Genomic DNA, 13,619 nt, shown 5'->3' on the forward strand with positions numbered 1-13,619 from the left:
ACGACAAGGGAGCATGGCAATCAAATGTTACCCGGATTGACCGGGGGTCATGGCGAGCATTAAGCAAAGCATCTTTCCTTATGGAGGTGGCGATGCGCTCGGTCCGCGACATGGTTGCTGTTGCCCTCTGCGTCGCCGCCTCGGCCGCCGCCGCGCAGGATGGCCGCGGCAGCGCGGCGGCGGATGTCGCGGCCGAGGTCAACCCGTTCATCGGCACTACCAACGGCGGCAATGTCTTCCCCGGCGCGACTCGACCGTTTGGGATGGTGGCGTTTAGTCCGGAGGAGACGCCGCTGCCGGGCAAGCGCTTTCCGATATCGGCCCCAGGCGGCTATGAATGGCGTGCAAATGGGGTGAAAGGCTTCAGCCTGACCCATGTTTCGGGCACCGGTTGCACCGGCGCGAGCGGCGACGTGCCGATCATGCCGGTGACGGTGCCGGTGGAGCAATCGCCCGCCTCGGTGCAGGCCGGGCTCGGCTATGCCAGCCTGCTCGATCATGCCAAGGAACGCGCCCATCCCGGCAGCTATGCGGTGACGCTGGACAATGGCGTGGTCGCCGAGCTCGGCGCGACCGATCGCACCGCGGTGGGCCGCTTCACCTTCCCAGCCGACAAGCCCGCCAACCTCCTGTTCCGCACCTCGGACAGCGAAGTCGGCAGCACCGCCGCGACGATCCGGATCGATCCGGTGACACGCACCGTCAGCGGCTCGGTGACCAGCGGCAATTTCTGCGGCTATCTCGCCGAGGATCGGCGCGAAAGCTATTACACGCTGCATTTCGTCGCCGTGTTCGATCAGCCGTTCACGGTCGGTGGCACCTGGCGCGACGAGACGATCGCCAAGGGCGCCGCAACCGGCGCGGGGGGCACCGGCTATGGACCGCAGGGCCATCCCCTCGCCGGCAAGGGCAGCGGCGGCTGGATCAGCTTCGACCCCCAGCATGGCGCGGCGGTGACCGCCCGCATCGGCATCTCCTATGTCGACGAGGCGGGCGCGCGCGCGAACCTCGAGCGGGAGAGCCCGGCGGGCACGACGATCGGGGCGGTCCAGGCGGCGGGCCGCGCGGCGTGGAACCGCGCGCTCGGCCAGATCGCCATCACCGGCGGGGCCGCGACGGACCGCACCGTCTTCTATTCGGCGCTGTACCATTCGCTGCTGACGCCGACGCTGTATAGCGACGCCGATGGCCGCTACCGCGGCATGGACGACAAGACCCATCCGCTGTCGGCCGGCCAGCACGCGCAATATGCCAATTACTCGGGCTGGGACGTCTACCGATCGCAGCTGCAATTGGTGACGCTGCTCGACGCCCAGCGCGGTTCCGACATCGCCCAGTCGCTGCTCAACCAGGCCGATCAGAATGGCGGCGTGTGGGACCGCTGGACCCATCTGACCGGCACCACGAGCGTGATGAACGGCGATCCCTCGCCGCCGTCGCTCGCGGCGGTGCGCGCGTTCGGCGGGCATGCCTTCGATCTCGGCCATGCCTATGCCTCGCTCAAGCAGGCCGCGACCGTGCCCACCGCCAAGGACCTGAGCCGCAAGGGCTGCCCGGTGATGTGCATCGGCCAGCGCCCCGGCCTCGATGCTTGGCTGCGGCTGCATTACATGCCGGCAGGCGCCCCCGGCTGGGGCAGCGCCGCCGACACGCTGGAGCTGGCGGCGGCGGATTTCGGCCTCGCCCAGCTGGCGCGAATGGCGGGCGACACGGCGGGCGAACGCCGTTTCACCGAGCGCTCGGGCTGGTGGCGCAATCTGTTCAACCCGACGGCAACGCCGCAGGGTGGCTATATTCAGCCGCGCAAGGCCGACGGCAGCTGGCCGGCGTTCGATCCCGCGGCCGATGACGAGTTCGTCGAAGGCAGCGGCGCGCAATATCTGTGGATGGTGCCGTTCGATCCGGCGGGGCTGATCACCGCGCTCGGCGGCCGCGATGCGGCGATCCGCCGGCTCGACGACTTCTTCCGCACGCCGGACGGCGGCTGGGCGGTGACCAAATCGGGGCCGCTGCACGCCGAGCTCGACAACGAGCCGTCGATCGCGTCGCCCTGGCTGTATCTGTTCGTCGGCCAGCCGTGGAAGACGCAGGCGACGGTGCGCGCGGCGATGCGGCAGATCTGGACCAACACGCCGGCGGGCATCTCCGGCAACGACGATCTCGGCGAGATGTCGTCATGGTACGTGTGGTCGGCGCTGGGCCTGTACCCGCTCTATCCCGGTCGCGCCGAGCTGGTGATCGGCAGCCCGCTGTTTCCGGCGGCGACGATCGACCGGGCGGCCGGGCGGATGACCATCCGTGCCAGCGGTGCCGCGGCCGATGCGCCTTATGTCCGTGCGCTGCGGGTGGACGGGCGATCCAGCGACCACGCCTGGCTGCCCGCCGATTTCGTCGCCCGTGGCGGCACGCTCGATTTCACCCTCGCCAAGGAGCCGGCGCGCGCCTGGGCGATCGCGGTGCCGCCGCCCTCCTTCCACTGATCGTGGAGTGCCGCCTGCACGATCAGGCGCAACGTACAAGGAATTGCCATGCTGACGTCCCGATCGATCAAGCGGCTGTCGCTCCATCTCACCACCGCCTTGTTGTGTGTCGCGGCCGGCACCGCGCCGCTGCGCGCGCAGGAGGCAGTGCTGAGCCGCACGCCGGCGACACCGCTGGTCGCGCATGATCCCTATTTCAGCATCTGGAGCATGGGCGACACGCTGAGCGACCAGCCGACCAAGCATTGGACCGGCGCCGAGCAGCAGATGAACGGCTGGGTGCGGATCGACGGCAAGCTGCTGCGGTTCATGGGCTCTGGGCGTGGCGATGTGCTGCCGCAACGCTCGCGCGCGCTGACCCCGACGCGGACCGCCTATACCTATGAAGGCGCGGGAGTCCGGCTGACGGCGACCTTCTTCACGCCGGCGCTGCCGCAGGATCTCGACGTGCTGTCGCGGCCGGTGACCTACCTCAGCTGGACGGTGCAGGCGATCGACGGCGGGCATCATGCCGTCCAGCTCTACTTCGACGCCAGCGCGCAGCTCGCGGTCGACAACGACCAGCAGAGCGTCGTCTGGGGCACCAGCCGGGTCGGCGACATGGCGGTGATGCGGCTCGGCACCAACAGCCAGCAAGTGTTGCAGAAGGTCGGCGACAATGTCCGGATCGACTGGGGGTGGGCGCAGCTTGCCGTGCCCGCCCAGCCCGGGACGACGACCGCGATCATCGGCGACCGTGCGCACGGCGTGCTGCTCGACAAGGGCGTGCTGCCGGTGGCGGACGATCTCGCCATGCCGCGGCTCGCGCACCAGGACCGCCCGCTGATGACGATGCAGGCCGATTTCGGCAGCGTCGGTGCCGATGCCGCGACGCGGCGGGCGATGCTCGCCTATGACGACATCGACGCGATCGAATATTTCAAGCGGCGGCTGCCCGCCTACTGGCGCCGCAACGGCATGACGATGGCCGAGCTGCTGGTGAAGGCGGAGGCAGAGGAAGGCGCGCTGCGCCAGCGCGGCGCGGCGTTCGATCGCGAGCTCATCACCGATCTCGAGCGGGTCGGCGGGCGCGACTATGCCGAGCTCGCGGTCGCCGCCTATCGGCAGACGCTGGCGGCGCACAAGCTCGTCGCCGACATCGATGGCACCCCGCTGTATTTCTCCAAGGAGAATTTCAGCAACGGCTGCATCGCCACGGTGGATATCACCTATCCGACGTCGCCGTTCTTCCTGCTGTTCAACCCCGATCTGCTCGAAGCGCAGATGCGCCCGATCCTCGACTATGCGTCAATGCCGCGCTGGCGCTTCCCGTTCGCGCCGCACGATCTCGGCACCTATCCGCAGGCCGATGGCCAGGTGTACGGCGGCGGCGAGCGCACCGAGGACGATCAGATGCCGGTCGAGGAGAGCGGCAACATGCTGCTGATGATCGACGCGCTCGCCAAGATCCGCGGCAATGCCGATTTCGCCGCGCATTACTGGCCACTGCTGCAGCGCTGGGCGAGCTACCTGCGCGAGAAGGGGCTGGATCCGGAGAACCAGCTCAGCACCGACGATTTCGCCGGCCATCTCGCCCATAACAGCAACCTCTCGGTCAAGGCGATCAGCGCGCTCGACGGCTATGCCGAGCTGGCGCGGATGCTCGGCAAGAAGGACGAGGCGGCGCGTTACGGCGCGGCGGCGCGGCAGATGGCGGCCAAGTGGCTGGTGATGGCCAAGGACGGCGACCATACCAAGCTCGCCTTCGACCGGCCGGGGACGTGGAGCCAGAAGTACAATCTGGTCTGGGACAAGGTGCTCGGCCACCACCTGTTCCCCCAGGCGCTGCTGCGCGACGAAGTGAGCTTCTATCTCACGCAGCAGGGCCCCTACGGCCTGCCGCTCGACAGCCGCAAGACCTACACCAAGCTAGACTGGATCACCTGGAGCGCGACGCTGACCGACGACAAGGCGGCCTTCGCCCAGCTGATCGCGCCGCTCCACCGCTACATGCTGGAATCACCCACCCGCGTGCCGCTGAGCGACTGGTATGAGACCAAGGACGGTACCCAGGTCGGCTTCCAGGCGCGCGCGGTAGTCGGCGGCGTCTACATGAAGATGCTTGCGGATCCGGCGATGTGGCGAAAGTGGGCGGCGCACAAATAGGCCCGCCGATCGGCCTGCGCCGGCGTCGTTAGGGCGTGCCGGCGCGGTCGTAGGTCAGCTTCGCCCACAGCGGGAAGTGATCCGACGGGTAGGTGGCGCCGCGGTGATAGGTGTCTGTTTCCACCGCGGTGGCGTGGAAGCCGCGGACGAACAGATAGTCGATCCGCCGGTCGGCGGTGCCGGTGAAATCGTGGAAGGTGTTGTCGGGGCCCCGGCGCCGCGCCGCCTGCTCGCGCACGTCGGTCAATGCGGCGGCGAGCGTTGCGTAGGCGCTGGTGGTGGGGCGCGCGTTCATGTCGCCGGCGAGGATCACCGGCAGGCCATGGGCGAGCGCCGGCAGCTGCGCGAGGATCAGCGCGGCGGCCTTGGCGCGGGCGTCGTCGTCGGTGTCGCGGTGGGGCAGGTGGGTGTCGAGGAACAGGAAGCGACGCGACGGATGGCCGAGCGGCTCGAACACCGCCCAATTGGCCATGCGGGCAAGATCGGTGCCCCAGCTCATGCTGCCGGGCACGTCGGGCGTGTCGGACAGCCAGAAATCGCCCTGGTCGACGATGCGCAGCCGATCTGGACGGTAGAAGATGCCCATATGCTCGTCGGCATGGCCACCGCGCCGGTCGCGGCCGAACCAGCGATAGGCGGGAAGGGCCTGGACCAGATCGTCGCCCTGCCGTTGCAGCAGCTCCTGGGTGCCGAACAGATCGGGGTGCGCCCGCCTGATCAGGTCGATCATCACCGGCCGCCGCTCGGGCCACGCATGGGGTGGCTGATCCGAGGCATAGCGAACGTTGAAGGTCATCACCTTGAGCGACGGCGCACAGCCGGCGAGCAGCGCCGCGAGCGGCAGGACGGCGTGGCGCCAGGCGGTGATGGTCATGACCTTCTCCTTGCGGTGGTGAACGACGGTGAACTCAGCGCGGGCGGAACATGGGTCGCGGCCGCGCGAGCGGCACCAGCGCTGCGACGCCAGTGCCGATCATGGCCGCGCGCGCGCCTCGAGTGCCAGCGCGATCGAGCCGAGCGGTCCGGCCAGATCGCCGAGCGCGGGCGCGACAATGATCGGCCCATCCGGCAACGCCATGTAGCCGGCGAGGCTTCGCTCGAGCTCTGCTTGGATCTGCTCAAGCAGATGCGGCTGGCGCGTGACCACGCCGCCGCCGATCGCGATCCGCCACGGCCCGGTGGTGGCGATCAGCGCATGCGCCATCGCCGCGAGCGCCGCGACCATCGGCGCCCAGACCGGATCATCGGGCGCCAGCGTGTCGATTGCCCGGCCATCCAGCCGCGCGACCAGCGCGCTGCCGGACGCCAGCCCTTCGACACAGTCATCATGGTAGCGGCAGGCGCTGGCGACGGTGTCACCGGGGAGGCGCGGCACGCGAATATGGCCGATCTCGCTATGGCCGATGCCGCGGGTGGGCTGGCCATGGACGATCAGGCCGACGCCGATGCCGGTGCCGACCGTTACATAAGCGAAATCCTGCAGTCCCTGCGCGCATCCCCAGCGCATTTCCGCCAGCGCCGCGCCGTTGACATCGGTGTCCAGGGCGAAGGGGCGATCAAACGGCTGCGTGATCGCGGCGACGATATCGGCATCGCGCCAGCCCGGCTTGTTGGTCGCGAGGATCCGCCCGAACCGCGAATCGACGGGATTGAGCGATAGGGGGCCGAAGGAGGCGATGCCGATCGCGTCGAAGCCATGCGCGTTGTTCCACTCCCGCAGCGTCGCGACGATTGCGGACAGGGTTTCCTCGGGCGTCGTGGTGGGGATCACGCGCTGATCGACGATCGCGCCGGGCCCGACGGCGAGGGTGCAGACGCACTTGGTGCCGCCCAGTTCGACTCCCGCCAGCAGGTTGTCCGTTGATGTTGGCTGTTCCAAGCTTGCCCCTCTCTCCCGCACGTCCGCCTGTGCTCAGGCCGGATCAGATCGTCGCATCGTTATTACATCAAATTGGGTAATTCAATTCGTCGTGTTGGTTCGTTGGTTTCGTTAGCCGCAGTCAGGGCATACGGGTGGAAGCCGCAGCCGAACCTCGCAGCCGATCGTGCGGCAGCAAACAGGCCGAAATGCTGCGATCCCGATCCAAAGATCCGTTCGTCTTCAGCATGTTGCCTATTTCGGGTGACCATATTCCAGCAACGCTTCGACACGAACCAGACATTTTTAATTGACAATTTGTTTTCTGAATTGCGAAATGCGTAAGTCAGGCTGCCCTGTCGAACCCGATCATACGGGCATTTGCAGGCTGACGAAGGGCAAGAAGGGAGACGAGCCGCCAGGCATCCGATCCCATGGAGGAGGAAGTAGAATGGCTGCTCGTCACGTCGCGCGTGGTGTTGGATCGCGCCGTTACCACGGCTTGGCACGGCTGCTGATGTCAGCCAGCCTGATTGCCGGTACCGCGGGTATTGCCAGCGCGCAGCAGGCGCCGCCAGCGGCCCCGCCGGCGACCGGCGCCAACCAGGACAATGTACCGACGCAGCCTACCGGCATCGAGAATACGCCCGCGCCTGCCGCCGAAGCGACTCCCGGCCAGTCCGGCCAGGTCCAGGTCAACGCCGATGACATCGTCGTCACCGGCTATCGCCAGTCGATCGAGCAGAGCCTCAGCCGCAAGCGCGAGGCCAATGCCTTCATCGACGTGATCACCGCCGAGGACGTCGGCAAGTTCCCCGACAAGAACGTCGCCGATTCACTGCAGCGCGTCCCGGGCGTGATCATCGATCGCGACGGCGGCGAGGGCAAGAACGTCAGCATCCGCGGTCTCTCGTCCGATCTGACGCTGACCGAGCTCAACGGCAACTTCATCGCCACCGCCGACACCGGCGATCCCTCGCGGTCGTTCAACTATCTGCTGCTGCCGTCGAACATGATCGGCAGCGTCGATGTCTACAAGTCGCCCGAGGCGCGGCTCGACGAGGGCGGCGTTGGCGGCACCGTCATCCTCCACACCCGCAACCCGCTCGATCTCAAGCCCTGGTCGGGCTTCCTGTCGGCCGAAGGCACCTATTCGGACGTCACCAAGAAGGTGGAGCCGCAGGTCTCGGGCCAGCTGTCATGGCACAATGATGCGGGCACGATCGGCGTGCTGGTCGGCGGTACCTACCAGAAGCGCACTGATCGCGAGCTCAATGCCGGCACCGAGAGCTGGCAGTGGTGGGCCGATGGCGGCCGCGGCGGCCCGACGCCGGCGACCGACGTCAACGGCAACACCTTCGCGAACGACGATGCCGTCACCTATTGGTCGGAAAACAAGGGCGAGACCACCGTCGGTGGCACGCACTACAACGGCTATTGGGCGCCGCAGTCGGTGGACGAGACCGTGCGCGTCGACCAGCGCGAGCGGATCGGCTTCCAGGCGACGCTCGACCTCAAGCCGACCGACAATCTGCACATCACCGCCAACTATTTCCGCTTCCAGCTCAATCACGAGACCACCAACAACACCATCAAGATCCCCGAATGGGGCTATGGCGATGGCTTCTTCACCAACGCGACCTTCGACAAGACCGGCACGATCATGCAGTCCGCGACGTTCGCGACGCCGACGGCGGGCACCGGCTGCCTCACCAACACGCCGATCTGCACCATGGAAACCCCGCAGATCCAGGATACCTACTCGAAAGAGAAGGACATCTCGAATACCTTCGACGTCCATGGCGACTGGACCAAGGATCGGCTCGACGTCTCGTTCGTGATCGGCAAGACGCACGCCACCGGCGGCCCGTCGCAGCAATTCTACGTCGCCGCCAAGCCGCGCCTGACCGGCAACGTGACGCAGAACGGCAACAACCTCAGCATGTGGGACTTCAGCAACGGCGGGCTGAACATGACGTTCTCGCCCGACCTGCTGACCAATCTCGAGAACGGCATCGCGCAGGTCGACCAGGGCTCGACCGGCTCGGGCTATACCAACGCCACGATCAGCCAGCGCTATGCGCAGGTCGACGTGACGCGGCATTTCGACACGCTGCTCGACTCGATCCAGATCGGCGCCAAGTGGCGTGATGGTCGCATCCAGCGTACCACCGGCGAACTCGACTGGTATGTCAACGCCGCCACCCAGACGCGTTTCCAGGACACGGCGGCTGGCGCCTATGCCTCGGGTGACTTCTTCTACGGTATCGGCAACATCGCCGGTGGCTTCTCGGCCTCCGCGTTCCCGGCGATCGACATGCAGAAGTACATCTCCTACCTCAACACCACCTATGGCGACGCCACCAAGGTGCCGCAGCCGCAGAACCGCTACGACATCGACGAGCGGATCTGGGCCGGTTATGCCCAGGCCAATTTCAAGACCGGCGGTGTGCGAGGCAACATCGGACTGCGCGTCGTCAACACCAACCAGTCGGGCATCTCGACCGACACCATCTACGAAAACACGTCTTACTGCGTGAAGAACCCGGATGGTACCAACGTGCTCGGCGCGGACGGCAACTGTCAGGTGCTGCAGCAGAACCAACGGCAGATCCGCACCTTCTCGCAGAACAGCGAGTCCAAGACCTACACGGACTTCCTGCCGAGCTTCAACATCGCCTGGAACATCACCGACAACCTGCTGGCGCGTGGTGCGGTGTCCAGGGTGATCGCCCGGCCGAACTTCGACGATCTCGCCTCGGCCCGCTCGCTGACGCTCAACGACGCGGCTTATGCAGCGGATCGCGCCCAGTTCGGCGAGCGCGCCGGCTGGTTCGGCAATGGCGGCAACTTCGATCTCAAGCCCTTCTCGGCTTGGGATTACGACCTCGGCGTCGAATGGTACTTCCACCGCGGCTCGGTGCTCGGCGCCTCGCTGTTCCGCAAGGACGTCAAGAACTTCATCGTTCCCGTGGTGGTCGATCTGACCCAGAACGTGCAGGGCCAGAGCGTGCTGGTGCAGCAATATTCGACCCAGACCAACGGCGCCAGCGCGGTGTCGGAAGGCGTCGAGCTCTATGCCCAGCACACGCTGGACATCGGCTTCGGTGCGCAGGTCAACTTCACCTATAATCACACCTCGACCGCGGACGTATCGCTCGACGGTGTCGAGATCGGCACCTCGCCGCTGGTCGGCAGCGCCAAGACCCAATGGAACGCGTCGGTCTTCTACGAAAAGCACGGCGTGCTGCTGCGGGCCTCGTACAACCGGCGCGGCGAGCAGGTCGAGGGCCTGGTGTCGGGGCTGAACGTCTACAACGACCCGTATGAACAGGTCGATCTCAACGCCCAGTACAACATCACCAAGAACATCTCGGTCACGGCATCGGTGATCAACCTCACCAAGTCGGAATCGAGCTCGCATCTGGGCAATGACACCACCGATCGGTTCTATGGCAGCTCCTACACCGGCCGGCGCGCCTATGCCGGCGTGCAGTGGAACTTCTAAGCGGCGGATGAGCGGCCGGCGCCGGGGTGGATGGTCCACCTCGCGCGCCGGCGCCAGCGCATGAACATCGTGCCGTCGCGGCATTGCACGATGGATCGTCCGGCATTGGAAGGGTAAGCGGAGCGTGATGAACAGGATCCGGACCGCGCTCGTAGCAGGCGCCGCGTTGCTGGCGGCGGGCGCCGTCTACGCCCGCAACCCGGTGCTGCCCGGCTGGTATGCCGACCCGGAGATCCGCATCTTCGCGGGCCGCTACTGGATCTACCCGACCTATTCGGACGATGCCGCGGCGCCCGATGTGTCGCCGCATTTCTCGGCGGCGCAGGCCAAGGCACGCACCCGCCACACGGTGCGGCCGTCCTATGGCAAGCAGACCTTCTTCAACGCCTTTTCCTCGCCCGACATGGTCCATTGGACCAAGCATTCGCATGTGCTCGACGTCGCCGATGTCGCCTGGGCGGCCTATGCGGTGTGGGCGCCATCGGCGATCGAGGCGGGCGGCAAATATTATCTGTTCTTCGCCGCCAACGACATCCAGAGCGATGCCGAACAAGGCGGGATCGGCCTTGCGGTCAGCGATCGTCCCGGTGGCCCGTTCAAGGATGCGCTGGGCAAGCCGCTGATCAGTGCATTCCACAATGGCGCGCAGCCGATCGATCCGTTCGTCTACCGCGACGACGATGGCCAGGTGTATCTGTTCTACGGCGGCTGGCGGCATTGCAACGTCGTGCGGCTTAGCGCCGATCTCCACCATGTGCTGCCGTTCGCCGATGGCACGACCTACAAGGAGATCACGCCGCCGGGCTATGTCGAGGGATCGTTCATGATCAAGCGGCGCGGCGTCTATTATCTGATGTGGTCCGAAGGTGAATGGACCGGGGCGGATTACCGCGTCGCCTATGCGATGGGGCCGAGCCCGACCGGGCCGTTCAAGCCGATGGGCACCGTGCTCGCGCAGGACGAGAAGATCGCGCGCGGGGCGGGGCACCATTCGGTGGTCAACGTGCCGGGCACCGACGACTGGTACATCGTCTATCATCGCCGGCCGCTCACCGATGACATTGGCGAGCATCGCCAGGTCGCGATCGACCGGATGACGTTCGCGGCCGATGGCACGATCAAGCCGGTGGTGATGACCAATGCCGGCATCGCGCCGCGGCCGCTGCGCCAGGCGCGGTGACGGGCTGCGCGGCCGTGACAAGCTATTTTTACGAGTTCCAAGGGAGACATGCGTTGAAGACTCTCGTTCCCGCGCTGCGCGGCACCGTTGCGCTGCTGGCGAGCACGGCGCTGCTCGGCACCTCGGCCTTCGCCCGCGACGCCCGGCCGGCGGCGCCGGCGGACGTGTCGGTCGCGGATCTGGTCAACCCGCTGATGGGCACCGATTCCACCTACGAGCTGTCCTACGGCAATACCTATCCCGCCGTGGCGGTGCCCTGGGGGATGAACTTCTGGACGCCGGTGACCGGCAAGCCCGGCAGCGGCTGGGGCTATATGTACCATGATCTCAAGATCAACGGCATCAAGCAGACCCACCAGCCCAGCCCGTGGATGAACGATTACGCGGCCTTCTCGCTGTTCGCCGAGACCGGCCCGGTCAAGCTCAAGGAAGACGAGCGCGCGAGCTGGTACAGCCACAAGGCCGAGGAGAGCCACCCGTACGACTATAAGGTGTATCTCGCCGACTATGACGTGACCGCGGAGGTCGCGCCGACCAACCGCGCCGCGCAGTTCCGCTTTACCTTCCCCAAGAGCGACGACGCCCACATTCTGCTCGATGGCCTGGCCGGCGGCTCGATGGTCAAGATCGATGCGGCCCATCGTCGGATCATCGGCTATGTCCGCAACAACCACGGCGGCGTGCCGGACAATTTCTACAATTACTTCGTCGCCCAGTTCGACCATGACTTCACCGTCAGTCGCACCTGGGACGACAATTGGCAGATGACCGCCGAGACCAGCCGCGAGGGCGGTCATGTCGGCGCGGTGGTAAGCTTCAAGACCCAGGCCGGCGAGCAGGTCGGCGTCAAGGTCGCCTCGTCGTTCATCAGCGCCGAGCAGGCGGCGCGCAATCTCGACAGCGAGATCGGCGCCGACAGCTATGCGCAGACCGAGGCCAAGGCGAAGGCGGCGTGGGAGAAGGAGCTCGGGCGCATCCAGGTGAGCGATCCCAGCCTCGACAATCGCCGCACCTTCTATTCGGCGATGTATCGCATGCTGCTGTTCCCGCGCATGTTCCACGAGACCGACGCGCGCGGCCAGACCGTCCACTACAGCCCCTATGACGGCAAGGTGCACGACGGCCCGATGTTCACCGACAACGGCTTCTGGGACACGTGGCGCGCGGTGTTCCCGTTCTTCGCGCTGGTCCGCCCCGATCTCGACGGGCAGATCATGCAGGGGCTGGCCAATGCCTATTCCGAGGGCGGCTGGCTGCCCGAATGGATGAGCCCCGGGCAGCGCGACGTGATGATCGGGTCCAACTCGACCAACATCATCGCCGACGCCTATATGAACGGGGTGCGGGGCTTCGACGTCGAGAAGCTCTACGAGGCGATGGTCAAGAACGCGACCACCTCGCAAGGCCGCCCCAAGGACAAGAAGGGCAATGTGATCAGCGCGGTCGGCCGCGAGGGCGTCGAACTGTACAACCAGCTCGGCTATGTGCCCTATGACGCCGGCATCAACGAAAGCGCGGCGCGCACGCTGGAATATGCCACCGCCGACTTCTCGCTGTCGCGGCTCGCCGCGGCGCTCGGCAAGACCGACGATGCCAGGAAATATGCCGCCCAGGCGCAGAACTATCGCAAGATCTACGATGCCAGCACCGGCTGGATGCGCGGCCGCAACAAGGACGGCAGCTGGATGCAGCCGTTCAACCCCTATGCCTGGGGCGACGCCTTCACCGAGGGCAATGCTATCCACTACAGCTTCTCGGCGATGCAGGACGTGCAGGGGCTGATCGACCTCAGCGGCGGCGACAAGGCGTTCACCGACAAGCTCGATTCGGTGTTCACCCGCCCGCCGCTGTTCGACGATGCCTATTATGGCTCGGTGATCCACGAGACGCGCGAGATGCAGATCGTCAACATGGGTCAGTATGCCCATGGCAACCAGCCGATCCAGCACATGATCTATCTGTACGATTGGGCCGGCCAGCCGTGGAAGGCGCAGGCGCACGCCCGCGACGTGATGGCGCGGCTCTATTCGGCGACGCCCGATGGCTATCCGGGCGACGAGGACAATGGCCAGACCTCGGCCTGGTACGTGTTCTCGGCGCTGGGCTTCTACCCCGTGACGCCGAGCGTCGGCCAATATGCGATCGGCAGCCCGCTGTTCCGCTCGGTGCGGGTGACGATGCCCGGCGGCAAGACGCTGACGATCGAGGCGGCGAACAACAGCGCGAAGAACGTCTATGTCCAGTCGCTGAGCTACAATGGCAAGCCGCAGAACAAGCCGTGGCTGTCGCGCGAGATGCTCCAGGCCGGCGGCACGTTACGTTTTGTGATGGGCTCGACGCCCAACACGAATTGGGCGACGGCGAAGGCGAATGCGCCCTTCTCGATGAGCGCACCGGCAGCCAAGTGAGGAAAGCCATGTTGAACCGGCGGGACGTGATGAATGGCGC

7 protein-coding genes are annotated in these 13,619 nt (G+C 66.2%); 5 read left to right on the top strand and 2 right to left on the bottom strand.

Annotated features, from left to right (window positions below; translation table 11 throughout):
- Positions 1 to 92 precede the first annotated feature (92 nt).
- Both OXR60_RS17990 and OXR60_RS17995 read left to right on the top strand, forming a co-directional pair.
- The gene (locus OXR60_RS17990; protein WP_267397356.1) at positions 93 to 2,480 is read left to right on the top strand and encodes a GH92 family glycosyl hydrolase; all 2,388 of its coding nucleotides are present in this window, start codon (positions 93 to 95) and stop codon (positions 2,478 to 2,480) included.
- A 48-nt stretch (positions 2,481 to 2,528) separates the two neighbouring features.
- Positions 2,529 to 4,625, top strand: a complete 2,097-nt coding sequence (locus OXR60_RS17995; RefSeq protein ID WP_267397357.1) for a glutaminase family protein — start codon at positions 2,529 to 2,531, stop codon at positions 4,623 to 4,625.
- A gap of 28 nt (positions 4,626 to 4,653) precedes the next feature.
- Here OXR60_RS17995 and OXR60_RS18000 read toward each other — a convergent pair whose 3' ends face one another.
- Together OXR60_RS18000 and OXR60_RS18005 are read right to left on the bottom strand one after the other, a co-directional pair.
- Positions 4,654 to 5,499, bottom strand: a complete 846-nt coding sequence (locus tag OXR60_RS18000; RefSeq protein ID WP_267397358.1) for an endonuclease/exonuclease/phosphatase family protein — start codon at positions 5,497 to 5,499, stop codon at positions 4,654 to 4,656.
- Positions 5,500 to 5,598: 99 nt separating this feature from the next.
- Positions 5,599 to 6,504: an ROK family protein gene (locus OXR60_RS18005; protein WP_267397359.1), complete on the bottom strand. Its 906-nt coding sequence runs from the start codon at positions 6,502 to 6,504 to the stop codon at positions 5,599 to 5,601.
- A 430-nt stretch (positions 6,505 to 6,934) separates the two neighbouring features.
- Here OXR60_RS18005 and OXR60_RS18010 point away from each other — a divergent pair, with 430 nt between their 5' ends.
- From OXR60_RS18010 to OXR60_RS18020, 3 genes are all read left to right on the top strand, one after another.
- On the top strand, positions 6,935 to 9,991 hold the full coding sequence (locus OXR60_RS18010; RefSeq protein WP_267397360.1) for a TonB-dependent receptor: 3,057 nt from the start codon (positions 6,935 to 6,937) through the stop codon (positions 9,989 to 9,991).
- Between the two features lie 127 nt (positions 9,992 to 10,118).
- A complete protein-coding gene (locus tag OXR60_RS18015; RefSeq protein WP_267397361.1) occupies positions 10,119 to 11,171 on the top strand; it encodes a glycoside hydrolase family 43 protein in 1,053 nt (350 codons plus the stop codon).
- 110 nt (positions 11,172 to 11,281) lie between these two features.
- Entirely contained in the window at positions 11,282 to 13,579 is a 2,298-nt protein-coding gene (locus OXR60_RS18020; protein ID WP_267397362.1) for a GH92 family glycosyl hydrolase, read from the top strand.
- Positions 13,580 to 13,619: the final 40 nt, after the last annotated feature.

This window comes from Sphingomonas sp. GC_Shp_5, from assembly GCF_026540855.1.
Lineage (GTDB): Bacteria > Pseudomonadota > Alphaproteobacteria > Sphingomonadales > Sphingomonadaceae > Sphingomonas.